General features: G+C 67.5%; 23 protein-coding genes. 6 read left to right on the top strand and 17 right to left on the bottom strand.

What is annotated here, in order from left to right; translation table 11 throughout:
• Positions 1 to 4: 4 nt before the first annotated feature.
• From C3B61_RS03020 to dapE, 3 genes are all read right to left on the bottom strand, one after another.
• Entirely contained in the window at positions 5 to 181 is a 177-nt protein-coding gene (locus C3B61_RS03020) for a DUF3117 domain-containing protein (protein WP_088457918.1), read from the bottom strand.
• A gap of 62 nt (positions 182 to 243) precedes the next feature.
• Positions 244 to 1,485, bottom strand: coding sequence for a hypothetical protein (locus tag C3B61_RS03025; RefSeq protein WP_244285817.1), 1,242 nt, complete (start codon positions 1,483 to 1,485; stop codon positions 244 to 246).
• Between the two features lie 2 nt (positions 1,486 to 1,487).
• Complete coding sequence (gene dapE, locus C3B61_RS03030) at positions 1,488 to 2,600, bottom strand: succinyl-diaminopimelate desuccinylase (RefSeq protein ID WP_103459493.1); 1,113 nt, start codon at positions 2,598 to 2,600, stop codon at positions 1,488 to 1,490.
• Positions 2,601 to 2,631: 31 nt separating this feature from the next.
• Here dapE and dapD point away from each other — a divergent pair, with 31 nt between their 5' ends.
• On the top strand, positions 2,632 to 3,615 hold the full coding sequence (gene dapD / locus C3B61_RS03035) for a 2,3,4,5-tetrahydropyridine-2,6-dicarboxylate N-succinyltransferase (RefSeq protein WP_103459494.1): 984 nt from the start codon (positions 2,632 to 2,634) through the stop codon (positions 3,613 to 3,615).
• A 60-nt stretch (positions 3,616 to 3,675) separates the two neighbouring features.
• On the opposite strand, the gene C3B61_RS03040 is transcribed toward dapD, so the two are convergent.
• From C3B61_RS03040 to C3B61_RS03060, 5 genes are all read right to left on the bottom strand, one after another.
• The gene (locus tag C3B61_RS03040) at positions 3,676 to 4,971 is read right to left on the bottom strand and encodes a citrate synthase (protein ID WP_198416834.1); all 1,296 of its coding nucleotides are present in this window, start codon (positions 4,969 to 4,971) and stop codon (positions 3,676 to 3,678) included.
• A 274-nt stretch (positions 4,972 to 5,245) separates the two neighbouring features.
• On the bottom strand, positions 5,246 to 5,620 hold the full coding sequence (locus C3B61_RS03045) for a hypothetical protein (RefSeq protein ID WP_088455623.1): 375 nt from the start codon (positions 5,618 to 5,620) through the stop codon (positions 5,246 to 5,248).
• Positions 5,621 to 5,674: 54 nt separating this feature from the next.
• The gene (gene dapC, locus C3B61_RS03050) at positions 5,675 to 6,787 is read right to left on the bottom strand and encodes a succinyldiaminopimelate transaminase (RefSeq protein WP_103459495.1); all 1,113 of its coding nucleotides are present in this window, start codon (positions 6,785 to 6,787) and stop codon (positions 5,675 to 5,677) included.
• Between the two features lie 2 nt (positions 6,788 to 6,789).
• Positions 6,790 to 7,113 (bottom strand): ferredoxin, encoded by a 324-nt coding sequence (fdxA, locus tag C3B61_RS19855; protein WP_066594116.1) that lies wholly within the window; start codon positions 7,111 to 7,113, stop codon positions 6,790 to 6,792.
• A gap of 36 nt (positions 7,114 to 7,149) precedes the next feature.
• The gene (locus C3B61_RS03060; RefSeq protein WP_133160214.1) at positions 7,150 to 8,145 is read right to left on the bottom strand and encodes a hypothetical protein; all 996 of its coding nucleotides are present in this window, start codon (positions 8,143 to 8,145) and stop codon (positions 7,150 to 7,152) included.
• Positions 8,146 to 8,319: 174 nt separating this feature from the next.
• Here C3B61_RS03060 and efeU point away from each other — a divergent pair, with 174 nt between their 5' ends.
• The 3 genes from efeU to efeB are packed head-to-tail and all read left to right on the top strand — an operon-like array spanning position 8,320 to position 11,723.
• Entirely contained in the window at positions 8,320 to 9,183 is an 864-nt protein-coding gene (gene efeU, locus C3B61_RS03065; protein WP_103459497.1) for an iron uptake transporter permease EfeU, read from the top strand.
• A gap of 37 nt (positions 9,184 to 9,220) precedes the next feature.
• On the top strand, positions 9,221 to 10,390 hold the full coding sequence (efeO, locus tag C3B61_RS03070; RefSeq protein ID WP_103459498.1) for an iron uptake system protein EfeO: 1,170 nt from the start codon (positions 9,221 to 9,223) through the stop codon (positions 10,388 to 10,390).
• A 1-nt stretch (position 10,391) separates the two neighbouring features.
• Positions 10,392 to 11,723, top strand: coding sequence for an iron uptake transporter deferrochelatase/peroxidase subunit (efeB, locus tag C3B61_RS03075; RefSeq protein ID WP_103459499.1), 1,332 nt, complete (start codon positions 10,392 to 10,394; stop codon positions 11,721 to 11,723).
• Positions 11,724 to 11,829: 106 nt separating this feature from the next.
• Here efeB and C3B61_RS03080 read toward each other — a convergent pair whose 3' ends face one another.
• From C3B61_RS03080 to C3B61_RS03105, 6 genes are all read right to left on the bottom strand, one after another.
• The gene (locus tag C3B61_RS03080) at positions 11,830 to 12,288 is read right to left on the bottom strand and encodes a hypothetical protein (protein ID WP_133160215.1); all 459 of its coding nucleotides are present in this window, start codon (positions 12,286 to 12,288) and stop codon (positions 11,830 to 11,832) included.
• Between the two features lie 113 nt (positions 12,289 to 12,401).
• Positions 12,402 to 14,312, bottom strand: coding sequence for a translational GTPase TypA (gene typA / locus C3B61_RS03085; RefSeq protein ID WP_088455616.1), 1,911 nt, complete (start codon positions 14,310 to 14,312; stop codon positions 12,402 to 12,404).
• Positions 14,313 to 14,558: 246 nt separating this feature from the next.
• Positions 14,559 to 16,307 (bottom strand): dipeptide ABC transporter ATP-binding protein, encoded by a 1,749-nt coding sequence (locus tag C3B61_RS03090; RefSeq protein ID WP_088455615.1) that lies wholly within the window; start codon positions 16,305 to 16,307, stop codon positions 14,559 to 14,561.
• Complete coding sequence (locus tag C3B61_RS03095) at positions 16,304 to 17,248, bottom strand: ABC transporter permease (protein WP_088455614.1); 945 nt, start codon at positions 17,246 to 17,248, stop codon at positions 16,304 to 16,306. Before C3B61_RS03095 ends, C3B61_RS03090 begins: the two co-directional genes overlap by 4 nt.
• Positions 17,238 to 18,167 carry an ABC transporter permease gene (locus C3B61_RS03100; RefSeq protein WP_088455613.1) on the bottom strand — a complete coding sequence of 310 codons (930 nt, stop codon included), beginning with the start codon at positions 18,165 to 18,167 and terminating at the stop codon, positions 17,238 to 17,240. The genes C3B61_RS03095 and C3B61_RS03100 overlap by 11 nt, the downstream gene beginning before the upstream one ends.
• A 115-nt stretch (positions 18,168 to 18,282) precedes the next feature.
• Positions 18,283 to 19,902: a peptide ABC transporter substrate-binding protein gene (locus tag C3B61_RS03105; protein WP_103459500.1), complete on the bottom strand. Its 1,620-nt coding sequence runs from the start codon at positions 19,900 to 19,902 to the stop codon at positions 18,283 to 18,285.
• A 313-nt stretch (positions 19,903 to 20,215) separates the two neighbouring features.
• Here C3B61_RS03105 and C3B61_RS03110 point away from each other — a divergent pair, with 313 nt between their 5' ends.
• Complete coding sequence (locus C3B61_RS03110) at positions 20,216 to 20,608, top strand: thiol-disulfide oxidoreductase DCC family protein (RefSeq protein ID WP_103459501.1); 393 nt, start codon at positions 20,216 to 20,218, stop codon at positions 20,606 to 20,608.
• Complete coding sequence (locus C3B61_RS03115) at positions 20,605 to 21,450, top strand: CPBP family intramembrane glutamic endopeptidase (RefSeq protein WP_103459502.1); 846 nt, start codon at positions 20,605 to 20,607, stop codon at positions 21,448 to 21,450. Before C3B61_RS03110 ends, C3B61_RS03115 begins: the two co-directional genes overlap by 4 nt.
• Before the next feature lie 14 nt (positions 21,451 to 21,464).
• On the opposite strand, the gene gcvP is transcribed toward C3B61_RS03115, so the two are convergent.
• From gcvP to gcvT, 3 genes are all read right to left on the bottom strand, one after another.
• Positions 21,465 to 24,362, bottom strand: coding sequence for an aminomethyl-transferring glycine dehydrogenase (gene gcvP, locus C3B61_RS03120; protein WP_103459503.1), 2,898 nt, complete (start codon positions 24,360 to 24,362; stop codon positions 21,465 to 21,467).
• Between the two features lie 38 nt (positions 24,363 to 24,400).
• Entirely contained in the window at positions 24,401 to 24,772 is a 372-nt protein-coding gene (gene gcvH, locus C3B61_RS03125) for a glycine cleavage system protein GcvH (protein WP_088455608.1), read from the bottom strand.
• Between the two features lie 125 nt (positions 24,773 to 24,897).
• Positions 24,898 to 26,076: a glycine cleavage system aminomethyltransferase GcvT gene (gene gcvT, locus C3B61_RS03130; protein ID WP_103459504.1), complete on the bottom strand. Its 1,179-nt coding sequence runs from the start codon at positions 26,074 to 26,076 to the stop codon at positions 24,898 to 24,900.
• Positions 26,077 to 26,202 lie beyond the last annotated feature (126 nt).

Genomic DNA, 26,202 nt, shown 5'->3' on the forward strand with positions numbered 1-26,202 from the left:
ATTACTACACGGCCGGGGCAACTACGCCCGCGAGCGCATCGTGAAGCTCCTTGGCTTCTGCGTCGTTCACAGAGACGACGAGCCGACCCCCACCTTCGAGCGGTACACGCACGATGATCAGGCGCCCCTCCTTTACAGCCTCCATTGGTCCGTCTCCGGTCCGTGGCTTCATGGCCGCCATGAACTCCCCTTCCATTCGTAGTCTGTACTCCTATTATCGACCATTCGGCCGTCAGACAGTAATTAGGGCGGGGTCCAATCCGCACCGTCCACGCCCCAACAGAGCAAAAGCCAGCCCCACTGGGCGCAGATCAACGCCAGTGTGACCACAACGCGGTACACGGCGTTTCGCGGCGTGGCGAGCGCTCCGAGCAGCGGGAACATCGGCATCAGCAGCCTGAACACACTCGATTGCGGAAAGAACACCGCGAGCAGGTAGAGCGCGTACGAGGCTACCCAGAGCCGCAGGTCCACACCCAGGCTCTTCACCGCCGGCGAGAACATCACCAGTGTGAAGGCGACGATCAGCGCGACAACGGCGATGATGCCCAGAGGTGCCCCCAGCCACCACACCCCGCTCTGGAACCAGGCCGCAAACGGCACCAGCTCCTGGTAGCCGATGTACGCCGACCGCCAGGCCAGTTCGGTGTCGGTGTACGCGGTGACGGACCCCGTCACCAGCCAGGCGATCCCCGGCCAGGCCAGGCCCATCACCCCACTGAAAACGGCCACGAATGAGGCGGTGACAGCCTCCTGCACCGGGAACGGATCGCGGGCGCGGCTGTACCAGCGGTAGCCGACGTGCAGGGCCAGGAACAGGGCGAAAGCCAGCCCGCTGGGCCGGGTCAGGGCCATCACGGCGATCACGGGCACCAGCACCAGGTAACGCCGCTCCAGCAGGAGCAGCAGGGCCAGGGTGAGCAGCAGCATGTGCATCGACTCGGCGTAGCCGAACTGCAGCAGCGGCGAGAGCGGGGCGACGCAGAAAAGCAGGACCGAGAACAGCGCCGTTGACGGCGTCTGCACCCGCCGCATCAGCCTGTAGAACAGCAGCGCGGTGCCGAGGCTGCAGACCACCGACACGAACACCGCCACCGGCGCCCACGGGGCCCCGGTGACCAGCATCAGCACCCGCACCACCGCCGGGTAGCCCGGCATGAACGCCCAGGCGTTCTCGCCGACGTGACCGTCCGCGGTAACCGGCAGCACCGTCGGGTAACCGCCGACACCGACGATGTTGTACCAAAGGCCGTCCCACATGGTGGCGAACGCCGTATAGCCGGGCCTGGCTGTCGTCCAGGCGTTCTGCCCCTGCACACTCGCCAGCACAAGCACCAGCGATGTCGTAACCACCCGGGAGGCCAGCCAGATCGCCAGAACCTTTTGCCACCAGGGCACCAGCCGGTACCGGGCCCGCCACCGGGCCGGGAGGGCGCCGGGAAGACCCCGGCGGACCGGGCGGACCGGCGAACGGGTCGGGGTCACGGTCAGCCGATGGGCGCGGTCAGCCAGGCGCGCAGGGCGTCCTCGCAGTCGGTGATCTGGGTCAGCGCCACCCGCTCGTCATCGGCGTGCGCCTTGAGCGGGTCACCGGGGCCGTAGTTGACGGCCGGGATGCCCAGGGCGGAGAACCTGGCGACATCGGTCCAGCCGTACTTGGGGCGCGGCTCCGCGCCGACGGCCTCGAGGAACTTCAGCGCGAGCGGGGCGTCCAGGCCGGGGCGGGCGCCCTCGGCGAGGTCGACCACGGTGATGTCGAAGCCGGCGAAGAGGTCTTCCAGGTGCGCCACGGCCTCCGCGGCCGTGCGGCTGGGCGCGAACCTGTAGTTCACGTGCACCATGCACTCGTCGGGGATGACGTTGCCGGCGATGCCGCCGCTGATCCCCACGGCGTTCAGGCCCTCCCGGTAGACCAGGCCCTCCACCTCCACCTCACGCGGGGTGTAGCCGGCGAGGATGTCCAGGATCGGGGCGGCCTTGTGGATGGCGTTCTCGCCCACCCAGGCACGGGCGGAGTGCGCCCGCTTGCCGAAGGTGCGCACCTCGATCCGCACGTTGCCGTTGCAGCCGCCCTCGACCTGGCTGTTGCTCGGTTCGCCGAGGATCGCGAAGTCGCCCTCGAACAGGTCGGGACGGTTGGCGGCCAGCCGGCCGAGCCCGTTGAGATCGGCGTTGACCTCCTCGTGGTCGTACCACATCCAGGTCACGTCGACGCTGGTGTCGGCGAGCTCGGCGGCGAGCTTGAGTTGCACGGCAACGCCGGCCTTCATGTCCACGGTGCCGCGACCCCAGAGGTAGTCGACGTCGCCGTCGGTCTCGAACCGGGTGGGCAGGTTCTCGTTCAGCGGCACGGTGTCGATGTGCCCGGCGATCACCACGCGCTGAGCACGGCCCAGATTGGTGCGGGCCACGATGGTGTCGCCGTCGCGGATCACTTCCAGGTGCGCGGAGCCGGCCAGGGCGGCCTCGATCGCGTCGGCGAGCGGCGTTTCGTTGCCGGACACCGACTCCACATCGCAGAGGGCGCGGGTCAGCTCGATCGACGAGGCAGACAGGTCGAGGGCGGGAACGGACGGGTCTATCGTTCGGTCGGAAGGCACTGTACCAATCTACGGCTACTAATCTAGAGCCATGGTCACCGCCCCTCCCCCCGCAGAACAGACAGCCGCCGCCACTCACGCCTGGGGGTATGGCCTGGCCACGATCGCCGGTGACGGCACCGTGCTGGACACCTGGTTCCCGGCGCCGAAGCTGGGTGCGCTGCCCGCCGACCGCGACCGGTGGATCGTGCCCACAGAGCTGGAAGAGGCCGCCGGCCCCGACGCCCGCCGCAACGTGCGTCTCGAGGCAGTCACCGTCGAGATCGACCTGCAGTCGCCCCCCGCGAGCACATCGGATGCCTACCTCCGCCTGCACCTGCTCTCACACCTGCTGGTCAAGCCGAACACTCTCAACCTCGACGGCATCTTCGGCCACTTGCCCAACGTCGTCTGGACCAACGCCGGCCCGGTACTACCCGCCGACTTCGATCGCCTGCGGCCGTCGCTCATGCGCCACGGCATCGCCGCCACGGGCCTGGACAAGTTCCCGCCGCTGCTCAACTACGTCTCCCCGGACCGGGTGCGCATCGCCGACGCCTCCAGGGTGCGCCTGGGTGCCTACCTGTCCCCCGGCACCACCGTCATGCACGAGGGCTTCGTGAACTTCAACGCCGGCACCCTGGGCGTCTCGATGGTCGAGGGCCGCGTGTCCCAGGGCGTCGTGGTCGGTGACGGCGCCGACATCGGCGGCGGCGCATCCATCATGGGCACGCTCTCCGGCGGTGGCACCCAGCGGGTCACCATCGGGGAGCGCGCGCTGCTCGGCGCCAACTCGGGCATCGGCATCTCGATCGGTGATGACTCCGTGGTGGAGGCGGGCCTGTACGTCACCGCCGGCACCAAGGTGGTGCTGCTGGATGCCGCACGCACGGCCGACGGCGCCCCGCGCACGGCCAAGGCCAAGGACCTCTCCGGTGTGCCGAACCTGCTCTTCCGCCGCAACTCCCTCACCGGCGCGGTCGAGGTGCTCCCCCGCACGGCCGGCATCCTGCTGAACGCCGCCCTGCACGCCTAACGACCTGCCCAAGAAAAAAGCCCCTTCCCGATGGGAAGGGGCTTTTTCGCATCCGCCGGCTTAGCGCTGCGGGTAGTCGCGGGCGACCGAACCCGTGTACAGCTGCTGCGGGCGGCCGATCTTGGTGGTCGTGTCCAGGTTCATCTCGCGCCAGTGCGCGATCCAGCCGGGCAGCCGGCCGATCGCGAACAGCACCGTGAACATGCGCGGCGGGAAGCCCATCGCCTTATAGATCACGCCGGTGTAGAAGTCGACGTTGGGGTAGAGCTTGCGCTCCTTGAAGTAGTCGTCGTTCAGTGCGATGAACTCGAGCTCCTTGGCGATGTCGAGCAGGTCGTCCTTGACGCCGAGGGCCTCGAGTACCGCGTCGGCGCTCTCCTTGACCAGCTTGGCGCGCGGGTCGTAGTTCTTGTAGACCCGGTGGCCGAAGCCCATCAGACGCACGCCGGCTTCCTTGTTCTTGACCCGCTCGACGTACTTCTGCACGCCTTCGCCGGAGGCCTTGATCTCGTGGAGCATGGTCAGCACGGCCTCGTTGGCGCCGCCGTGCAGCGGGCCGGAGAGAGCGTTGATGCCGCCGGAGACCGACGCGAACAGGTTGGCCTCGGTGGAACCGACCAGGCGCACGGCCGAGGTGGACGCGTTCTGCTCGTGGTCTTCGTGCAGCATCAGCAGACGTTCGAGCGCCTTGCTCACGACGGGGTTCACCACGTACGGCTCGGCGAGGGTGCCGAAGTTGAGCTTGATGAAGTTGTCCACGAAGCTCAGCGAGTTGTCCGGGTACAGGAACGCGTGGCCGATGCTCTTTTTGTGCGCGTATGCGGCCATCACGGGCAGCTTGGCGAGCAGCCGGATCATCGACAGTTCGACCTGTTCGGGATCCTTGGGGTCCAGGGAGTCCTGGTAGTAGGTCGACAGCGCGGAGACGCCGGCCGAGAGCACCGACATCGGGTGCGCGTTGTGCGGCAGGGCGTCGTAGAAGCGGCGCAGGTCTTCGTGCAGCAGGGTGTGCCGACGGATGCGGGTGTCGAACGCGCTCAGTTCGCTTGCGCTGGGCAGTTCGCCGTAGATCAGGAGCCACGCGGTCTCGAGAAAGCTGGAATTCTGGGCGATCTGTTCGATCGGGTAGCCGCGGTATCGCAGGATCCCGTGTTCGCCGTCGATGTAGGTGATGGCTGACTTCGTTGCCGCCGTGTTCACGAATCCGGAGTCGAACGTGGTGTAGCCGGTCTGCTTGGTCAGCGTCGCGATGTCGATGCTGGACGGGCCGTCGGTGCTGCCCAGGATCGGAAACTGCGCCGTGCCCCCCGGGTAGGTCAGAGTGGCCACCTGCGGACCCGGTACGGGCCGATCGATGAACTGCGGCTCATTGGATGGTGTTCGCTGCGCGACGTCGCTCACGGCGCCTCCCTGGATTTCAAAGCCTTGCGGCTGTTGGTCTGTGGTGGTCCGCCGCAGCACGCTCGTGGTGCTTGGCAACGATAACCCGCTTACAGCCTATTCCGCCGAGGGGCATACTGTTGCATCCGCCAAGATCGACCAGAGTCCATTGGCCCTAGGTCACAGCCGATTTCTGACGGGCGCGCCGAGCTTTCCGGCCCGCAGCCGCCCGCCGACCAGACCTCGTGGCTCAGCGGGTCGGGCGGGTCAGGCCGAAGTGATAGGCCTCGTCGAGCACCTCGATCCAGGCGCCCACCCCGGCCTCGGCCGGCAACCGCACCCATTCGCGCATGGTGCGCCGTCCCATCACAACAGGCCGCCCGGTGTGCTGGGAGACCAGCTGGCGCACCCGGGATTCCGGAACCTTGGCGACGAGGTCGCCGTTGCGGCCGATGAACGCGAACACCTTCTCCTGCACCTTCACACCGTCGCCGTTGAAGATCTTTCCCCGCGTCACGGGCGGATGCGCCGGCAGCTCGGACACGAGCGCGTACAGCGCCCCGACGCTCACGCCGTAGCTGTCCTGGGGAGCGCTGTCGTCGACCGGATGCGCGGTGTCAGCCATGCCCTCAGCCTAGGCAGGCCGCCGCTGGTGTCCAGCCCCGGCAATGGAGCCGGGTCAGGACGTGACGAAAGCCCGCAGCCGGGCGGCGGCGGCGTTGATGCGCTCGTCGTCGGCGGTGAGCGAGAACCGTACGTGCCGGGGATAGAAGTCGCCGTAGAACGGGCCGGGACCGGCCAGGATACCGAGCTCGGCGATCTGCCGGATCGAGTCCCAGGCGTCGACACCGGCGGTCGCCCAGAGGTACAGGCCGGCCTCGCTGTTCTCGATGCGGAATCCCGCGGCGACCAGCGCCGGCAGCAGCACCTCGCGGCGGGCACGGTAGCGCTCGCGCTGCACCCTCACGTGCTCGTCGTCGCCCAGCGCGGCGACCATGGCGGCCTGCAACGGGGCGGGCAGCATCAGGCCGGCGTGCTTGCGCACGGTGAGCAGACGGCCGAGCACATCGCTGCTGCCGGCGGCGAAGGCGCCCCGGTAGCCGGCCATGTTGGACTGCTTGCTCAGCGAGTAGATCGCCACGATGTTACGCGTGTCCCCGTCGGTGACGCGGGGGTCGAGGATGCTCGGGATCGGCTCCGCGTCCCACGGGGCGGCCCAGCCGAGTTCGGCGTAGCACTCGTCATTGACGATCACGGCGCCGAGTTCGCGGGCGCGGGCCACGGCGGCGCGAAGCACCTCGACGGGGAGCACCCGCCCGTCCGGGTTGCCCGGGCTGTTCAGCCAGATCAGCCGCGTCGTCTCCGGCCACTCGGCGGGATCATCGGAGGGGAACGCATCCGCCCCGGCCATGGCCGCGCCGATCGCGTAGGTGGGGTAGGCGGCGCGCGGGTGCACGACGGTGTCGCCCTCGCCGACGCCGATCATGAACGGCAGCAGCGCCACCAGTTCCTTCGAGCCGATGGTGGGCAGCACGTTCTCCTCCGCCAGCCCGGTCACACCGCGGCGACGGGCGTACCAGTCGATGATGGCGTGCTGGAGCGCCGGGGTGCCGGTGGTCTGCGGGTAGGCGTGCGCATCCGTCGCGGAGGCCAGGGCGGCCTGCACGACGGGCGGGGTGGGGTCGACCGGAGACCCGATGGAGAGATCGACGATGCCGTCGGCGTGGGCCCTGGCCAGCTGCGCGAACGGCAGCATCGCATCCCACGGGTACTCGGGAAGTGGTTTGAGCACCTTTAGTGCTGGACCTGGGGCGGGAGCACCGAGATCACCGGGTGGTCCTTGGCGATGACGCCGACCTTGGCGGCGCCGCCGGGCGAGCCGATGTCGTCGAAGAACTCGACGTTGGCCTTGTAGTAGTCGGCCCACTGTTCGGGCAGGTCGTCTTCGTAGTAGATGGCCTCGACCGGGCAGACCGGTTCGCAGGCTCCACAGTCGACACACTCGTCGGGGTGGATATAGAGGGAGCGTTCACCCTCGTAGATGCAGTCGACGGGGCATTCGTCGACGCAGGCGCGATCCTTGACGTCCACGCAGGGCAAGGCGATGACATACGTCACAGTGGCAGGATTCCCTTCACGAACAGAGTGATCAGTCTACGCCGTCGGCCGACGGGCGGGAATTCGGGGCCACGCGATGACGAGGGCGGCGAACAGCGCGGGCGCCATCGACCAGACCGTGCCTGGCACCCCGGCTGGCACCAGCACCGAGCCGCCGGTGCTGCGCAGCGACAGCAGGAACACCGTGGCGACCAGGCCGATCGCCGCGGCGAGGACCACGAGCCTGTCGTGCACAACCAGGCGTAACCCGAGCAGGAGGGTGCCGCTGGCCAGTAGTGCCAGGGTCAGGCCGACAGGGATCGTCAGGGAGCCCAGTTCGATCGTGGTCTGGTGCGCCACGGTGCCGAGAACACCGAAGAGCGCGCCGGCGAAGAGAGCCATCAGGACGGCCAGCAGCCTGGATCCGACCGTTGGCGCCTCGAGCTCGGCCGGCTGGGCTGGGCCGCTACCGCTGGCATAGGTTTCGGTGCCGGTGACGAGGGCCTCGGTGCCGTCGATAAGACGCACCACCCGGCCGTCCAGCCGCCACCGGCCGGGATACGCGGCCAGGGCCGCCAGTTTCTTGTCGATGTGGTCGCTGACGTCGATCGCGGTGAGCCGCACACCGGGCACCGCCGAGACCCGGCTGCTGAGGAACACCGGCACACCCTGCTCGCCTGCCGCGTCGACGGCGGCCTGGCGCAGGGCCGGGTCCACGGCGGCGGCCACGACGGCGGTGGCGTGCGCTTGGGCGAAGGCCTCGCCCAGCACCGCACGGCGCTGCGCACCCTGCGGCTCGCCGGCCAGGACCCGCCACTGGGCAGGGTCGGTCTCACCGAGTGCCGCCCGGGCGGCTGCCACATCCGCTGCACCGGCGGATGCGGTCGTCGGTGCGGATGCGTCGCTGTCGTACGACGTCGCCGACCCGAAGAGCACGGTGACGTCGGCGCCGTCATCCAGGAGCCGGGCGATGGTGCCGCCGGTGTGCAACGATTCATCGCCGGGTGCGTCGAGCACGAAGACCACCCGTTCGCCGTTCCCGGACATAAGCATGGGTGACTCCTGAACAACGTGGACGAGCGCGGTTGGCAAGACGTGCTGCGGCACCGGGGCCGCTGACAAATCTTAGCTGGACACATCCGGCGTTCCTACGTAGAGTGGGTGGGTAAGGTAAGCCTTACCAATTGTTGGCCCCATCACCCCACCCACAACAACCCGGGAAGCACTGTGCTCGCAAACTACCTGATCGGCCTGCGCGAAGGACTCGAAGCCGCGCTGATCGTGACGATCCTGATCGCCTATGTGGTCAAGATCGGCCGCCGCGACGTTCTCCCCCGGATCTGGGCGGGCGTCGGCCTCGCCGTGCTTCTCGCCCTCCTGTTGGGCGCCATCCTCACCTTCGGCACCTACGGCCTGAGCTTCGCCGCGCAGGAGACCATCGGCGGGCTGCTCTCCATCATCGCGACGGGGCTGGTGACCTGGATGGTGTTCTGGATGCTGCGCACCGCCCGCGACCTCAAGGGGCACCTGCACGGCAACATCGACAAGCACCTCACCGGCACCGGAATGGGCCTGGTTCTCGTCGCGTTCCTCGCCGTCGGCCGCGAGGGCATCGAAACGGCCCTGTTCATCTGGGCGGCCGTGCAGGCCACCGGAGCGACCACGCTTCCGCTGGTCGGGGCGAGCCTGGGCATCCTCACCGCAGTCGGCCTGGGCTGGCTGATCTACTCCGGCATGCTCAAGATCAACCTGAGCCGGTTCTTCACCTGGACCGGTGCCATCCTCATCATCGTCGCCGCCGGAGTGCTTTCCTACGGGGTGCACGACCTGCAGGAGGCCGGCATCCTGCCCGGACTCAACGCCCTCGCGTTCAACGTCTCCGCCGTGATCCCCCCGGACAGCTGGTACGGCACCCTGCTCAAGGGCACCCTCAACTTCTCGCCGGCCACCACCTGGCTGGAGATGTTCGCCTGGATCGCCTACGTGGTGCCCACCCTGACCCTATTCATTGTGAAGAGCCGGCAAGCGAAGCCGACGCCGACACCGTCCGCCGTACTCCCCCAGACCGCACCCGCGGTTGTCACCCACTGACCCCACGCCCCGCGCCGCCTCCCTTCTAAGGACCCCCATGCGAGCCCGCCTCCTCCCCCTCGTAGCCGCCTCAGCCGTCGGCCTGCTTGCCCTCACCGGTTGCGTCGCCAACGCCACCGGCAGCGACTCGGCCCAGGCCGCCCTCACCGTCGACAGCAGCGCGGATGCCTGCACGGTGTCGGCCGCCGAGGCGCCGTCCGGCAACCTCAGCTTCACGGTCACCAACTCGGGCGACCAGGTCACCGAGTTCTACCTGCTCGCCGAAGACGGCCTGCGCATCGTCGGCGAGGTCGAGAACATCGGCCCCGGCCTCAGCCGCGACCTGGTCGTGCAGCTCATGCCCGGCCGCTACGTAACCACCTGCAAGCCCGGCATGATCGGTGCGGGCATCGACCAGAAGGCCTTCACCGTCACCGACTCCGGCACTGACGTCACGGTGGATGCCGACCTGGACGCCCGCATCGAGGTCGCCAACGCCAACTACGCCGCCTACGTGCGCGATCAGGTCGCTCAGCTCCTCACCGGCACCCAGGCCTTCGCCGACGCCTACCTGGCCGGCGACGATGACACCGCCCGCGCCCTGTACGCCCCCACCCGCGCCCACTGGGAACGCGTGGAGACCGTGGCGGAATCTTTCGGCGACCTCGACCCGCAGCTGGACCTCCGTGAGGCCGACCTCGAGGAAGGCCAGGACTGGACCGGCTGGCACGCGATCGAGAAGGACCTCTGGCCCGCCGACGCGGAGGCCGGCTTCGCCGCGTACACGCCTGAACAGCGCCAGAACCTGGCTACCTTGCTCGTAGCCGACACCACGACGCTGAACGAGAAGGTGCAGGATCTGGACTTCACCCTGTCCCAGCAGACCAACGGCGCGATCGGTCTGCTCGACGAGGTCGCCACGGGCAAGGTCACCGGCGAGGAAGAGTTCTGGTCGCACACCGACCTGTGGGACTTCCAGGCCAACATCGACGGTGCCAAGGTGCTCTACGCCGGGGTGCGCGACATCCTGCTCGAGGAAGACGCCGACCTGGCCGCCGACCTCGACAGCGAGTTCGCCGAGCTGCAGGAGCTGCTCGATGCCCAGCGTGTCGGCGAGGACTTCACCCTCTACACCGACCTCACGCCCGCCGAGATCAAGGCCTTCGCCGACCAGGTGAACGCCCTCGGCGAGCCGCTGAACCAGCTGACCGCAACGCTCGTGCTCTAACATGACCGACGCCACCAGCTCCGACTCCCCCACCGCAGACGGCCCAGACACTGGCGCGGGTCCGCAGGCACCCCGCGGCCTGTCCAGGCGCGGTTTATTCGGCCTGGCCGGCGTCGGGGTGGCCGGCCTCGGGCTGGGCGTCGCCGGCGACAGGGCCGCGCTGGCCGTCGCGGCGTCCTCAGCACAGAGCAACGCCAGCACCGTCTACCCGTTCTATCAGGAGCACCAGGCCGGTATCGTCACGCCTGCCCAGGACCGGCTGCACTTTGCCGCGTTCGACGTGGCCGACGGCACCACCCGCGCCGACCTCGTCGAACTGCTGCAGGACTGGAGCGTCGCGGCCGCCGCGATGACCGCTGGCCGTGATGTCGGCGACTACGGTTCGGTCAGCGGCCCGTACGACGCCCCACCGGAAGACACCGGCGAGGCCCTCGGCCTGCCGCCGGCCGGCCTGACCATCACGTTCGGGTTCGGGCCCACCCTCTTCCAGACCGCGGCCGGCGTGGATCGCTTCGGCCTGGCCGCCCGTCGACCGGCCGAGCTGGTCGATGTACCGCACTTCCCCGGCGACATGCTCGAGGAGACCAGGAGCGGCGGAGACCTCTGCATCCAGGCCTGCGCTGACGACCCCCAGGTCGCCGTGCACGCCATCCGCAACCTGTCCCGCATCGCCTTCGGGCGTGCGGCGATCCGCTGGTCCCAGCTCGGCTTCGGCCGCACCTCGTCCACGAGCACCAGCCAGGCCACCCCGCGCAACCTGTTCGGGTTCAAGGACGGCACCGCCAACATCAAGGCCGAGGAGCCGGCCGCGGTGACTGAACACCTCTGGGTGGGAGCCTCCGACGGGCCCGCGTGGCTGGCGGGCGGGTCCTATCTCGTGGCGCGGCGCATCCGGATGACCATCGAAACCTGGGACCGCACCAGCCTGCGCGAGCAGGAGACCGTGATCGGCCGCAACAAGGGCGAGGGTGCGCCGCTATCCGGCGGCACCGAGTTCACCGAACCCGATTTTGAGCTCGCCGGACGCGCCGACCAGCCGTTGATCGACACCGCGGCGCACGTGCGGCTGGCTCATCCCAGCCAGAACGACGGTATCCGGATGCTGCGCCGCGGCTACAACTTCGTGGACGGCAACGACGACCTCGGCCGCCTTGACGCCGGGCTGTTTTTCATCAGTTTCCAGCGCACCCCCGCCAGCTTCACGGCCGTGCAGCTGAATTTGGCCCGCCACGACGCCCTCAACGAGTACATCCGCCACGTCGGCTCCGCACTCTTCGCCGTCCCGCCCGGAGCAGCCAAGGGCTCCTACGTGGGCGCGCCCCTCTTCGCCTGACACCTCCGTCGGTCGAGCCTGTCGACGCCGTGCTGAGCCTGTCGAAGTGGACCCGTAGACCGAGCCGCCGGGTCTCGACAAGCTCGACCAACGACGGAGCGCGTTATCAGGCCGGGGCGACCGTGTAGAGCACGCCGTCGGGAGTGCCGGCGATGGTCACGATGTGGGTGGCGTTTTTCAAGGCGACCACGCCGACGTCGCCCACGTTGGCCGAGGCGCTGGTGTCCGGTACGAAGCCGGCATCGACGAGCTTCTGCTCGGCGTCGGCCAGCGGGTCCGCTGCGCCGGAGGCGACCGTGACGACCCAGCCCTGGTCGCCGTTGGTGGTGTTGCCGGCGCCGAACTTGATCTCGCCGTCGATCACGGGGATCTCCGCCGGCCAGCCGTCGGGCAGCGCGCCGCCGAGGCTCACGTCGCCGTCGGTGGCTCCCTGCACGGCGCCGTTCACGGCATCCTGCACCTGCGCGTCGGAGCAGCCGGCCAGCGCCGGCGCTACGGCCAGCACCGCCGCCAGGGCCAGGCCCATCCGCAGCGGCGACATCTTCGTCTTCCATCCAGGGGTCATGGGGTCCTCACGGTGCGGGGCTCCCGCTTGAGCGGGAACGATTGACAAAAAACCGCAGGCACCCCGCGCCGGAAAACCGGAACAGGATGCCTGCGGTCAGATCGCGCTGCGAACTAGTTCGCGTCCTGCTTCTTCAGACGCGACACGTTGCGCTGACGAGCGGATGCGGCGAGCTCCACCTTGCGGATACGAACGACGGCGGGGGTGACCTCGACGCACTCGTCTTCGCGGGCGAATTCCAGGCACTGCTCGAGGGTGAGCTGCTTGGACGGCGTCATCGACTCGAAGGTGTCGGAGGTGGACTGACGCATGTTGGTCAGTTTCTTTTCCTTGGTGATGTTGACGTCCATGTCGTCGCCGCGCGAGTTCTCGCCGATGACCATGCCCTCGTAGACCTCTTCGGTCGGGTTGACGAAGAACTGCATGCGCTCCTGCAGTGCGATGATGGCGAACGGCGTCACAACACCGGCACGGTCGGCGACGATCGAGCCGTTGGTGCGGGTGTTGATGGTGCCGGCCCAGGCCTCGTAGCCGTGGAAGATCGCGTTGGCGATACCGGTACCGCGGGTGTCCGTCAGGAACTCGGTGCGGAAACCGATCAGGCCGCGCGACGGAACGATGAATTCCATGCGGACCCAGCCGGTGCCGTGGTTCGCCATGTTCTCCATGCGACCCTTACGGGCGGCGAGGAGCTGGGTGATCGCACCGAGGTACTCTTCGGGCGAGTCGATGGTGAGGTGCTCGTACGGCTCGTGGATCTTGCCGTCGACGCGCTTGACGACCACCTGCGGCTTGCCGACGGTGAGCTCAAAGCCTTCACGACGCATCTGCTCGACCAGGATGGCGAGAGCGAGCTCGCCACGGCCCTGGACTTCCCAGGCGTCCGGACGGCCGATGTCGAGAACTCGGAGCGAGACGTTACCGACGAGCTCCTTGTCGAGACGGTCCTTGACCATGCGGGCGGTGAGCTTGTGGCCCTTGACCTTGCCGATGAGCGGCGACGTGTTGGTGCCGATGGTCATCGAGATGGCGGGGTCGTCGACCGTGATGGTCGGCAGCGGGCGCACGTCATCGGGGTCGGCGAGGGTCTCACCGATGGTGATGTCGGGGAAACCGGCGACGGCGACGATGTCACCGGGGCCGGCGCTCTCGGCCGGGTACCGGTCAAGTGCCTTGGTGATCATGAGCTCGGTCACGCGCACGTTGGAAACGGTGCCGTCGTGCTTGACCCAGGCCACGGTCTGGCCCTTCTTGATGGTGCCCTGGAAAACGCGCAGCAGCGCGAGGCGGCCGAGGAACGGCGAGGAGTCGAGGTTGGTGACCCAGGCCTGCAGCGGGTGCTCGTCGTCGTAGACGGGAGCGGGGATGTGCTGGAGGATCGCTTCGAAGAGCGGCTCGAGGTCGTCGTTGTCGGGCAGTGAGCCGTTCTCCGGCTTGGTGAGGCTGGCGGCACCGGCACGGCCGGACGCGTAGACGACGGGAACGTTGAGGACCAGGTCGAGGTCCAGGTCGGGCACGTCGTCGGCCATGTCGGAAGCGAGGCCGAGGAGCAGGTCCTGGCTCTCTTCGACGACCTCATCGATACGGGCGTCGGGACGGTCGGTCTTGTTGACCAGGAGGATCACGGGCAGGTGCGCCTCAAGTGCCTTCCGGAGCACGAAGCGGGTCTGCGGCAGCGGGCCCTCGGAAGCGTCGACGAGGAGCACAACACCGTCGACCATGGACAGGCCGCGCTCGACCTCTCCACCGAAGTCGGCGTGGCCGGGGGTGTCGATGACGTTGATGGTGATGGGGCCGTCAGTGGCGTGGATGCCCTTGTACGAGATCGCCGTGTTCTTGGCGAGGATGGTGATGCCCTTTTCGCGCTCGAGCTCGTTGGAGTCCATCGCACGCTCTTCGGTGTGCGAGTGCTCGGCGAACGAGTTCGTCTGCTGCAGCATCGCGTCGACCAGCGTCGTCTTGCCGTGGTCAACGTGGGCAACGATTGCAACATTCCGGAGGTTATTGCGGGTAGCAATCGCCATAAAAATAGATCCTTACGAAGAATGGATGCCGCGTAAAATCACGTGCGGCGCAGAGTGGATGAGTGGGATCTCTATGGACCCAAGGGTCTATCCTACCGTATTCGGCCCGTCTCGCGTCGGGCGAGTATCGATCGCTCCTATATACAGTGCGTTCCCGGCACCTGAACAGCCGGCAAACGCTCCCCACCCCCGGACGACGACTGCCCCCCGGCGCAGGCCGGGGGGCAGTCATCTCACACGCGGACCCTAGCGGCCGAACTGGAAGTTACCGCCGGGAATGGCGGCCAAAAGCTCCTGCGTGTATGCCTGCTGCGGGTTGTCGAACACGTCGTCAGTCGACGCGGCCTCCACGATCCGGCCCTTCTGCATCACGCACACGTTGTCGGCGACGAGGCGCACCACGGCGAGGTCGTGGGTGATGAACAGGTAGGTCAGGCCCAACTCGGTCTGCAGCTCGGTGAGCAGGTTCAGCACCTGCCCCTGCACGAGAACGTCGAGTGCCGACACGGCCTCGTCGAGCACGAGCACGTCGGGCTTGAGCGCGAGCGCTCGCGCAATGGCGATTCGCTGGCGCTGACCGCCGGAGAGTTCACTCGGGTACCGGAATCGCGACGACCACGGCAGCGAGACCTGGTCGAGGAGTTCCTTGACCCGCTCCTGTCGTTCCTTCGCAGTCCCGACGCCGTGCGCTAGCAGCGGCTCCGCGATGGTGTTGCCCACGCTGTACTGCGGGTCGAGGGAACCGTACGGGTCCTGGAAGACCGGCTGCACGCGGCGGCGGAACTTGAGCAGTTCCTTGCCCTTGAGCCCGGCGACGTCCTGACCGTCGAACTCGATCGAGCCGCTGGTGATGCTCTCCAGCTGCAGCACGAGCTTGGCGACTGTGGACTTGCCCGAGCCGGACTCGCCGACGAGGGCCGTGGTGGTGCCCTTCTGAATGCCGAAGGTGACGCCGTCGACGGCCTTGAGCTCCTCGCTGCGCAGACCCTTCTTGCGGATCCGGTACACCTTGGAGATGTTGTCGATCGAGATCAGGTCCTTCACGGGAGCGAGGCTCTCGCGCTCGGCAGCCCTGGCGACCAGGGTGTCGTCCAGGGAACCGCCGCCGTAGATCCCGGAGTCGCCGACGGACGCGTGCTTGGCCGACTGGATACGCCGGGAAGCCAGGCTCGGTGCCGCAGACACGAGCCGCTGCGTGTACGGGTGCTGCGGGTTCGCCAGGATCTCCTGCGAGGGACCGGACTCGACGATCTTTCCCTTGTACATCACCACGAGCTGTTCGGCGCGCTCCGCGGCCAGGCCCAGGTCGTGCGTGATGAACAACACGCTGGTGCCGTAGTCGCGGGTCAGAGTTCCCAGGTGGTCCAGGATCTGACGCTGCACGGTGACGTCGAGCGCCGAGGTGGGCTCGTCGGCGATGAGCAGCTTCGGCCGGGCGGACAGGCCGATGCCGATCAACACGCGCTGGCGCATGCCGCCGGAGAACTGATGCGGGTACTGCTTGAGTCGGTCCGCAGCGTCGCTGAGTCCGGCTTCCTGCAGCACCTGGATGGTGCGGGCGCGCGCTTCCTTGCCCTGAGCGAGTCCGTTGGCCTTGATGGCCTCCTCAACCTGGAAACCGATGTTCCAGACCGGGTTGAGGTTGGACATCGGGTCCTGGGGCACGTAACCGATCAGGTTTCCGCGCACCGCCTGGATGTCTTTGGGGCTGAGCTTGGTGAGGTCACGGCCCTCGAAGAGCACCTGGCCGCCGGTGATCTTGCCCGCGCCGGGGAGCAGGTCGATGATCGCCTGCGCCGTGGTGGTCTTGCCGGAGCCCGACTCCCCGACGATGGCGAGCGTCTGGCCGGAGTACAGGGTGATGTCCACGCCGCGCACGGCAGGAACCAGGCCGCGCTGGGTCTGGAAACCAACCTCGAGGTTGCGAATCTGCAGCAGGGGCTGCTCGTCGCTCTCGACGCCCCCTGGGTTGGTGTCTGTCAGTGTCTGGCTCATCGAAGCGCCCTCGCCTTCGGGTCAAGCGCGTCGCGCAGAATGTCGCCGAGCATCAGGAACGCGAGCACCGTGATGGACAGGGCGGCCGCGGGGTACAGGAGCACCTGCGGGTTGGTAACAAGGGATGTCTGGGCCTGGCTGATGTCATTACCCCAAGACATAACGCTGGTCGGCAGGCCGATGCCCAGGAACGACAGGGTGGATTCGGCGACGATGAACGTGCCGAGTGACACCGTGGCGATCACGATGACCGGGGCGATCGAGTTGGGGATCACGTGGCGCAGCAGAATCCGGAACTTCGACACACCGAGAGCTGTCGAGGCCATCACGTAGTCGGAGTTCGTGGCCGACAGGACCGCACCGCGCATGATGCGGGCGATCTGGGGCCAGGCGAAGATCGACAGCACGAAGGCCACCGAGGTGGGCGTCGCGGCCGGAAGCACGGACATCAGCACGATGGCGCCGAGGATGGTGGGGATGGCGAAGAAGATGTCGCCGACGCGGGAGACGATTGCGTCGAGCCAGCCGCCGTAGTATCCCGCGAGGGAGCCGAGGATGACTCCCATGAGGGTGACGAGTCCGGTGGCCAGGAGGCCGACGGTGACCGAGGCCCGGGTGCCGAAGATGGTGCGCGCGTACACGTCGCAGCCTTGCCGGGTGAACCCGAACGGGTGACCGGCTTCTGGTCCGCCGTTGCTGTTCGCCAGCTGGCAGTCGAGGTTTGGCGACACCGAGGTGAACAGTCCGGGGAACAGTGCGACAAGGGCGATGATCAGGATCAGCACTGAGGAGATCCAGAACATCGGCCGGCGGCGCATCGAGTCCCAGGCATCCGCCCAGGTGCTGCGAGCCTTCTGCGACTCGTCGAGACGGTCAATCGGGGCTACCGGGGTGTCTTCCAGCTCCGCGACGAAGTGGGCCTGGCCACTCTTATTTGGCATAACGAATCCTTGGGTCCAGAGCTGCGTACAGCAGGTCGACGAGCAGGTTGGCGAGCACGAAGATGACCACCATGACGGCGATGAACGACACCACTGTGGTGCTCTCGCCGAGGACGATCGCCTTGTACACGGTGCCACCGACGCCGTTGATGTTGAAGATTCCCTCGGTGATGATCGCGCCGACCATGAGCGAACCGAGGTCGACACCCAGGAACGTCACGACGGGAACGAGGGAGTTGCGCAGCACGTGCACCGTGACCACGCGGCGCCTGGAGAGGCCCTTCGCGGTGGCGGTGCGAACGAAGTCGGCGTTGAGGTTGTCGGCGACGCTGGCGCGGGTGAGGCGCACGATATAGGCGAAGGACACACTGGCCAGAACCAGGGCGGGGAGGATGAGTTCGCCCCACGGAGCCTCACTGCTCACTGTGGTTCTGAACCAACCTAATTGCACGCCGAAAATGAGCCTGAACAGGAAGCCGAGTACGAAGGTCGGCACGCTGATCAGGAGCAGGCTCACCACGAGGGCGCTGGCGTCGAACCACTTGCCCTTGCGCAGGCCCGCGACGAGTCCGACGAGGATCCCGGCGAAGGCTTCGAAGACGAGGGCCAACATGGCCAGGCGGAAGGTGATCGGGAATGCCCCGGCCATCACATCGCTGACCGGTCGCCCGGAGTAGGTGGTGCCCAGGTCGCCCTGGAAGAAGTTGCCGATGTAGATCAGGTACTGCTGCAGCAGCGGCTTGTCCAGGTTGTACTGGGCCCGGATCTGTTCGATCACGCCGGGTGCCGGCGGACGGTCGCCGTACAGCGCAGCGATCGGGTCACCCGGTAGGGAGAAGACCATGAAATAGATCAAGAATGTCGCCCCGAAGAAGACGGGGATCATTTGGAGGACGCGCCTGCCTGTGTACCACAGCATCAGGTGAGCTCCGAGAATCTTTTATGCATGAGGATCGCAATCACTGAATGAGTCTAGTCAGTGCAATGTCCGGGGCTTGACGCCCCGGACATTGCACTGCGGGTGGAACTAGGAATTAACCCTTGGTGATCTGGTAGTAAAGCGGGACGGAATCCCAGCCGAACACCACGTCGCTGACGGTGTCAGCCCAAACGCCGTTGACGTTGGAGTACCACAGCGGGATGGACGGCAGGTCCTTCAGCAGAACCTCCTGTGCAGCCTGGTACTTGGCGGTGGCGTCCTCGACGGTTTCTGCCGCGGCGCCTTCCTTGAGGAGACCGTCGAACTCTTCGCTCGAGTAGTCCTCGTAGTTCGAGCCGGCACCGGTCTGGTACAGCGGAGCGAGGAAGTTGTACATCGACGGGTAGTCGCCCTGCCAGCCGGCACGGGTTCCACCGGTCAGTGCGTCGTTCGAGCGGTCTTCGAGTGCTGCGGCGAACGTCGGGTACGGCTTGCCGGTCGCGGAGATCCCCAGCGTGTTGACGACGCTGTTGATCACGGCGTCGACCCAGGCCTGGTGGCCACCGTCAGAGTTGTACGCGATGTCGAACGTGGAGTCGCCGAACGGTGCGATGGCGTCAGCCTTGGCCCACAGCTTGACGGCCTCTTCCGGGTTGTATTCGAGAACTTCGGCGCCTTCGAGCTGGTCGGAGTAGCCGTCGATGACGGGCGAGGTGAAGTCGGTTGCCGGGGTACGGGTGCCCTGGAAGATGACGTCGGTGATTTCCTCGCGGTTGATCGACATCGAGATCGCTGCACGACGCAGCTTGCCCTCTTCGCCGCTCCAGTGCTCGAGGTAGTACGGCATGTTGAAGCCCTGGAAGATGGCTGCAGCCTGGTTCACCGAACGCTCGCCGAATTCGGCCTCGTAGGTTTCGAACGCGGAGTCCGGAACAGCGTCCAGCACGTCGAGGTTGCCGCCCTGCACGTCCGCGTACGCGGCGTCCTGGGTGGAGTAGAACTTGATCTCGAGTCCACCGTTGACGGGCTTGCGCACGCCTTCGTAACCGGGGTTGGTCACGAGGCTGATCTTCTCCTCGTGAACCCAGGCACCCTCGCCATCGAGCATGTACGGGCCGTTGCCGATCGGGTTTTCACCGAAGGCGGCCATGTCGTCGTACGCGGCGGACGGCAGCGGCATGAAGGCCGTGTAGCCGAGGCGCAGCGGCCAGTCGGCCTCGGGCGAAGCGAGCTCAACCGTGAAGGTCGTGTCGTCGACGACCTTCAGGCCGGTCAGTTCGGAGTCAACCTCGTAGTCGAAGCCCACGATGTCGTCGAAGAAGTAGGAGGCGCTCTGGGCGTTGCTGAAGAGCGCGCCGTAGTTCCAGGCATCCACGAAGGACGAAGCCGTGACGGGTTCGTCGTTGGTGAAGGTCCAGCCCTCTTCCAGCGTGACGGTCCAGTTGGTAGCGTCGTCAGACTCGATCGACTTGGCGACCTCGTTCTCGATCTCGCCGTCAGCGTTGTACGAGACCAGGCCCGCGAAGATCGACGTGGCGATCTTGCCGCCGCCGGTCTCGGTGGTGTTGGTCGGGATCAACGGGTTCTGCGGCTCGCTGCCATTGGTGCTGACAACTGCGGACGCGTCGCCGGCCGAAGTGGCCTCTTCGTCGTTGGATGTCGCGCAACCCGAAAGCGCCAGAGCGCTCACCGAAATGAGCGCGAGGGCGCTGAGGCCCATGCGGGATCTCTTCAAAATTCCTCCTGTGCAAAGGTGAAGGCGCCGCCGTGGCCGAAGCCCGTAGCAGCGCGCTAGTTATCAAAACCCTAGGTACGTCAGGCGCCGGGAGCAAAACCTGACGGTAAACGTTACACAGCAGTAATGAAAGACGCACGATTCTTGCGCTTCACGCCGATTTCGCGGTTTTTTCTGCGAATCCCGCGAGGATCTCTCACGAAGCTTGGGACCAAGGTCCCTCCGACGCATGCAAGCGTTTTCAAATCCCACCGCGTGAGGATCAATTGGCCCGAAAACTCGCGCGCGAGCACCGAGGGCGCAAAATAGAGGAATGCCGACCACCCCGCCCGAACAGCCCGCCACGCTCATCTTCGACGGCGACTGTGGGTTCTGCACCACCGCGGTGCTGTGGCTCCAGCGCACGCTGCCCCGGGTGCCGGCCACCGCGCCGTTCCAGTGGACCGACCTCGCTGCCTTCGGTCTCACCGAGCAGCAGGCCAGGAGCCGAGTGTGGTTCGTCGCGGGGGGCCGGCACTACGGCGGCGCTGCCGCGGTGGCAGCGTTGTTGCGTGGCCAGCCGGTTGCCGCACTGCGGGTGCTCGGTTGGCTCGCCACGGTGCCGCCGTGGTCGTGGGCGGCCGCGGCCGGTTACAGCCTCGTGGCCCGCTACCGCTATCGGTTGCCGGGAGGCACCCCGGCGTGCCGGATGCCGAGCGCGACATGAGCGACTACCCCTCCGACCCGGCCGATCCCCCGGCCCCCTCCGCGCAAACCCGCTCCCCCTCGGCGGCCGCCGATACTCCGGCGTTATCGAGGGTGCAGCTGAAGTGGGAGATCGCGATCGTGCTCGGGCTCTCGCTCGGTGCCTCCGCCGTGTACTCGATAGTGTCGATCATTTCCCGGCTCACGGCCGAGGTCGCGCTCAGCGATCAGTCGGCGACCATCAACGGGTCGCAGTCGACGCGCGAGTGGCTGGACTTCACCTACCAATTCCTCGGCATCGTCTTCACGTTGTTCCCGGTGGCCCTGGTGCTCTACCTGCTCTGGCGGCCCGGGCAGAGTGGGTTCCGTCGGCTCGGGGTGGATTTCACCGAGCCGCGCCGGGATCTGCTCCGCGGCGGCGGCCTTCTGCTGCTGATCGGCATCCCGGGACTCGGGCTCTACCTGGCCGGCCGCGCGCTGGGCTTCACGGTGGCCGTGGTGCCCTCACCGCTGGACACCTTCTGGTGGACGATCCCGATCCTGATCTTCTCGGCGATACGGAGCGCACTGAGCGAAGAGCTCATTGTGGTGGGCTACCTATTCACCCGGCTGCGCGAGCTGGGTTGGAGCGCCTGGACCATCATCATGTCGGCAGCTCTGCTGCGCGGCAGCTACCACCTCTATCAGGGCATCGGGCCGTTCGTTGGCAATGCCCTGATGGGAGTGGTATTCGGTTGGTGCTACCTGCGCTGGGGCCGGGTGATGCCCCTGGTGATCGCGCACTGGGTGCTCGACATCGTCTCCTTCGTCGGCTACCCACTCGCCCTGCTCTGGTGGCCTGCGCTCCTCGCCCCCACCCCCTAGTCCCGCGGCCGGGGTTACTCGAACGCCTCGGGCGGCGGGCAGGCGCAGACCAGGTTGCGGTCGCCGTAAGCGTTGTCGATGCGACGCACCGGCGCCCAGTACTTGTTGCGGATCAGGGTGCGCACCGGGTAGACCGCGGTTTCGCGGTCGTACGGATGCGTCCACTCCCCTTCGATCACCGACTGGGCGGTGTGCGGGGCGTTCCGCAGCGGGTTGTCGTCGGCCGGCCAGGTGCCGGCGGCGACGGCATCCGCCTCGGCCTTGATGCCGATCATGGCCTCGATGAACCTGTCGATCTCGCCGAGGTCCTCGCTCTCGGTGGGCTCCACCATCAGGGTGCCCGCGACCGGGAAGCTCATCGTGGGCGCGTGGAAACCGTAGTCGACGAGGCGCTTGGCCACGTCGTCGACGGTGACCCCGGTGGCCGCGGTGAGCGGGCGGAGGTCCAGGATGCACTCGTGCGCGACCAAACCGTTGTCGCCGGCGTAGAGCACCGGGTAGTGGCCGCTGAGCTGCTTGGCCACGTAATTCGCGGCGAGCACCGCGGCACCGGTGGCCTGCTTGAGCCCGTCGGCGCCCATCATCCGCACGTAGGCCCACGAGATGGGCAGGATGCTCGGGCTGCCGTAGGGCGCGGCCGAGACGGGTCCGCCACCGTGGACGACGGTTTCGGTACCGGTGCTGCCGAGCAGGTAGTGCTCATCGTCCTGCGCGAGCGGGTGCCCGGGCAGGAACGGGGCCAGGTGCGCCTTGGCCGCGACAGGTCCGACGCCGGGTCCTCCCCCGCCGTGCGGGATGCAAAAGGTCTTGTGCAGGTTCAGGTGCGACACATCGCCGCCGAAGTCGCCGAAGCGAGCGAAGCCGAGCAGCGCGTTGAGGTTGGCGCCGTCCACATAGACCTGGCCGCCGGCGGCGTGCACGGCGGCGCAGATCGTGCCGACCTCGTGCTCGTACACGCCGTGGGTGGAGGGGTAGGTGATCATCAGCGCGGCGAGGGTCTCGGCGTGCAGGGCGATCTTGGCATTCAGGTCGTCGAGGTCCACGTTGCCAAGCTCGTCGCAGGCCACGACGACGACGCGCATGCCGGCGAGGACCGCGGAGGCGGCGTTGGTGCCGTGGGCACTGGACGGGATCAAGCAGACCGTGCGGTCCACGTCGCCGTTGGCGAGGTGAAAACCGCGGATGGCGAGGAGTCCTGCGAGTTCGCCCTGGCTGCCGGCGTTCGGCTGCAGCGACACGGTGTCGTAGCCGGTGACGTCGGTGAGCCAGGTTTCGAGCTGGCGGATGAGTTCGAGGTAGCCCTCGACGTCGGCGCGCGGAGCGAACGGGTGCAGTCCGCCGAACTCGGGCCAGGTGACGGCCTCCATCTCGGTGGCGGCGTTGAGCTTCATGGTGCAGGAGCCCAGCGGGATCATGCCGCGGTCCAGTGCGTAGTCGTAGTCGGCGAGGCGCTTGAGGTAACGCATCATGCTCGTCTCCGAGCGGTGGGTGTTGAACACGGCGTGGGTGAGGTAGTCGCTGGTGCGGGCCAGGTCGTCGCGCAGCCGGCTGTTGGAGTTCGCGACGAAGGCGAAGTTGCGCGATTCCGGGCCCCCGAAGGCCTGGGCGACCCGGTGGATGTCGGTGTGTGTGGTGGTCTCGTCGACGGAGACGCCGACGGTGTCCTGGTCCACCAGCCACAGGTTGACGCCGAGGTCCCGCGCGTTGTCCACCACGGCCTGGGCCCGGCCGGGCACGCGGGCCTGCAGGGTGTCGAAGAAGTCGGCGTGAACCAGCTCGATGTCGAGGTCCTCGAGGTAGCCGGCGAGCCGGTCCGCGTGCCAGGCCACGGCGCCTGCGATCTTTTTGAGGCCATCCGGCCCGTGGTACACCGCGTACATACCGGCCATGACGGCCAGCAGCACCTGAGCGGTGCAGATGTTCGAGGTGGCCTTGTCACGACGGATGTGCTGCTCGCGCACCTGCAGCGACAGCCTGTAAGCGGGGTGGCCGGCGGCGTCGACGCTCACGCCCACGAGGCGACCGGGCATCTGGCGCTCCAGGCCCTTGCGCACGGCGAGGTAGCCGGCGTGCGGTCCGCCGAAGCCCATCGGCACGCCGAAGCGCTGGCTGGTGCCCACGGCCACGTCGGCGCCGAGTTCGCCGGGTGAAACGATCAGAGCGAGCGCGAGCAGGTCGGCGGCGACAATGGCCAGGGCCTTGTTCTCGTGCGCGAGTGCGATCACGCCGGCGGGGTTCCAGACGCGGCCGGAGGCTCCCGGGTACTGCACGAAGATGCCGAAGTAGTCGCCGAGGTCCTCGGCGGTGGTGTTCTCGTCCAGGGGTAGCACGGTCAGTTCGATGCCGAGCGCGTGCGCGCGGTTGCCGAGCAGCGCGTGGGTCTGGGGCAGCGCATCCGCGTCGACGATGAACCGGTTCGACGGCGACTTGGAGGCGCGGCGGGCCAGCAGCATGCCCTCGACCACGGCGGTGGATTCGTCGAGCATCGACCCGTTGGCGGTGGCCATGCCGGTGAGATCGGCGACCATGGTCTGGAAGTTGATGATGGCCTCTAGGCGGCCCTGGCTGATTTCCGGCTGGTATGGCGTGTACGCGGTGTACCAGCTCGGGTTCTCCAGCACGTTGCGCTTGATCACGGCGGGCGTGATCGTGTCGTAATAGCCAAGCCCGATCATCGAGCGCTTCACGGTGTTCTTGTCGGCCAGGCCGCGCAGCTCCTGGATGGCCTCTCGCTCGGTCGCAGCCGGCGGCAGGGTGCTGTCGCCGCGGGTGCGGAACTGCTCGACCTGGATGGAGGCCGGAACGGCCGCGTTGACGAGCGACTCGACGCTGTCCTGGCCGAGGACGGCCAGCATGCGGGACTGCGCGTCGGCATCCGTGCCGATGTGACGCTGGGTGAAGGGCTGCGACATGTGGGGAAGGCTCTTTCCGGGGTCTGGTTCGGTGGTGCTTATTCGCCGGTGATGGCGGTGTATTCGGCGTAGCTGAGCAGCGCCGGGAGGGTCTCGAAGGTGATCTTGATGAGCCAGCCCTCGCCGAGCGGGTCGCTGTTGACGAGTTCGGGGCTGTCGACGACGGCGTCGTTGATCTCGGCGACGGTGCCGTCGATGGGGGCGAAGAGTTCACCCACCGACTTGGTCGACTCGATCTCGCCGACGACGGTGCCCGCGGCGAGGGCGCTGCCCACCTCGGGGAGTTCCACGAAGACCACGTCACCGAGCTTGTCGGCGGCGTAGGCGGTGATGCCGACGGTGGCGGTGTCGCCGTCGACGAGCACCCACTCGTGCTCGGCGGTGTACTGCAGTTCGGTCTTGTCTGCCATGGGGTTCCTCTCAAGGGGATGATCACGGGGTTGATCAGTACGGGGTTGATCAGTGCGGGGCGATGCGCGCTGTGGCGACATCGGGTGAGCGGATGCCCGAAGCCGGGCCATCCGCGTGGAGTGCGCTACTTGCGGCGCTTGTAGAACGGCAGAGCGATGACCGTGGCCGGCGCGCGGGTGCCGCGGACGTCGATGAACACCTCGGTGTCTAGTCGGGCCAGCGTCGGCGGCAGGTAGGCCATGGCGATCGGGTAGCCGAGCGTGGGCGACAGCGCGCCACTCGTGATGACACCCTCCGCTTCGGTGGCGTCGGTGCTGCGGAAGATCCGGTAGCCGGCGCGGCCGGCACGCTTGCCGGCCGAGACCAGGCCGACGAGTACGGGCGCATCGCCGGACGGACCCTCTTCGCTGGCGGTGCGACCCACGAAGTCGGTCGGCTTGGCGAGGTTGACGACCCGGCCCAGGCCCGCCTGGGCGGGGTACGTCGAAGTGGTCAGCTCGTGGCCGTAGAGCGGCATGCCGGCTTCGAGGCGCAGGGTGTCGCGGCTGGCGAGCCCGGCCGGAACCAGGTCGTGCGGCACGCCGGCGACTACGATGGCGTCCCAGAGGGCGAGGGCGGCGACGCCCGGCAGGTAGATCTCGAAGCCGTCCTCGCCGGTGTAGCCGGTGCGGGCGATGAGCACCGGCGTGCCCGCGAACGTGGCCGCGAGGGCGCGGTAGTAGCGGAGGCCCGTGAGGTCGCCGTCGATGGTGAGCCCGGCGGTGGACTGCACGATGGCGAGGGCGTTGGGGCCCTGCACGGCGATGAGGGCGGTGTCGTCGCTCTCATCCGTGACGGCGACGTCAAAACGCGCGGCACGCGCGGTGAGTGCGTCCAAGGCCTGGTCGTGGTTGCCGGCGTTGGCGACCACGAGGAAGTCGGTCTCGCCGGTGCGGTAGACGACGAGGTCGTCGATGATACCGCCGCGTGAGTTGAGGAGCAGGCTGTATTTGGCCTGCATAAGGTCGATGACCGAGAGCTGACCGGCCAGGGCGTGGTCGAGGAACTCGCCGGCCTGCGGGCCGCTGACCCGGATCTCGGCCATGTGCGACAGGTCGAAGAGTCCGGCGGTCTTGCGTACTGCGTGGTGCTCGGCGAGGTCGCTGGAGTAGCGCACGGGCATCTGCCAGCCGGCGAAGTCGGTGAAGCTGGCGCCGGCGGCGACGTGGGCGGCGTGCAGTGGCGAGAAGCGTTCGGTCGCGGCGGCGGCGTTCGAGGAGGGCTCGTTCGAGGAGGAGGTGGGGTCAGGGCTGGCCGAGGTCATGAGTTCTCCGGTTCGTCGCCGGGCAGATGCCGGACGAGTTGCTCCGGGGCTCGTTCGAACCCCGTTGGGAACTCCCCCTCTGTCGTCTGGCCTGAGAGCTTCACCGGCGCGTGCGCCGGCTTTCAC

The sequence above is a fragment of the Cryobacterium zongtaii genome (assembly GCF_002909375.1).
In the GTDB taxonomy this organism is placed as follows: domain Bacteria; phylum Actinomycetota; class Actinomycetes; order Actinomycetales; family Microbacteriaceae; genus Cryobacterium; species Cryobacterium zongtaii.

Coding starts and splice junctions, on each gene's coding strand:
- C3B61_RS03020 (WP_088457918.1), bottom strand. CDS start 181: ATGGCGGCCATGAAGCCACGGACCGGAGACGGACCAATGGAGGCTGTA.
- dapD (WP_103459494.1), top strand. CDS start 2,632: ATGGTCACCGCCCCTCCCCCCGCAGAACAGACAGCCGCCGCCACTCAC.
- C3B61_RS03045 (WP_088455623.1), bottom strand. CDS start 5,620: ATGGCTGACACCGCGCATCCGGTCGACGACAGCGCTCCCCAGGACAGC.
- C3B61_RS03060 (WP_133160214.1), bottom strand. CDS start 8,145: ATGCTTATGTCCGGGAACGGCGAACGGGTGGTCTTCGTGCTCGACGCA.
- efeO (WP_103459498.1), top strand. CDS start 9,221: ATGCGAGCCCGCCTCCTCCCCCTCGTAGCCGCCTCAGCCGTCGGCCTG.
- efeB (WP_103459499.1), top strand. CDS start 10,392: ATGACCGACGCCACCAGCTCCGACTCCCCCACCGCAGACGGCCCAGAC.
- C3B61_RS03080 (WP_133160215.1), bottom strand. CDS start 12,288: ATGACCCCTGGATGGAAGACGAAGATGTCGCCGCTGCGGATGGGCCTG.
- typA (WP_088455616.1), bottom strand. CDS start 14,312: ATGGCGATTGCTACCCGCAATAACCTCCGGAATGTTGCAATCGTTGCC.
- C3B61_RS03090 (WP_088455615.1), bottom strand. CDS start 16,307: ATGAGCCAGACACTGACAGACACCAACCCAGGGGGCGTCGAGAGCGAC.
- C3B61_RS03095 (WP_088455614.1), bottom strand. CDS start 17,248: ATGCCAAATAAGAGTGGCCAGGCCCACTTCGTCGCGGAGCTGGAAGAC.
- C3B61_RS03100 (WP_088455613.1), bottom strand. CDS start 18,167: ATGCTGTGGTACACAGGCAGGCGCGTCCTCCAAATGATCCCCGTCTTC.
- C3B61_RS03110 (WP_103459501.1), top strand. CDS start 20,216: ATGCCGACCACCCCGCCCGAACAGCCCGCCACGCTCATCTTCGACGGC.
- C3B61_RS03115 (WP_103459502.1), top strand. CDS start 20,605: ATGAGCGACTACCCCTCCGACCCGGCCGATCCCCCGGCCCCCTCCGCG.
- gcvP (WP_103459503.1), bottom strand. CDS start 24,362: ATGTCGCAGCCCTTCACCCAGCGTCACATCGGCACGGATGCCGACGCG.
- gcvH (WP_088455608.1), bottom strand. CDS start 24,772: ATGGCAGACAAGACCGAACTGCAGTACACCGCCGAGCACGAGTGGGTG.
- gcvT (WP_103459504.1), bottom strand. CDS start 26,076: ATGACCTCGGCCAGCCCTGACCCCACCTCCTCCTCGAACGAGCCCTCC.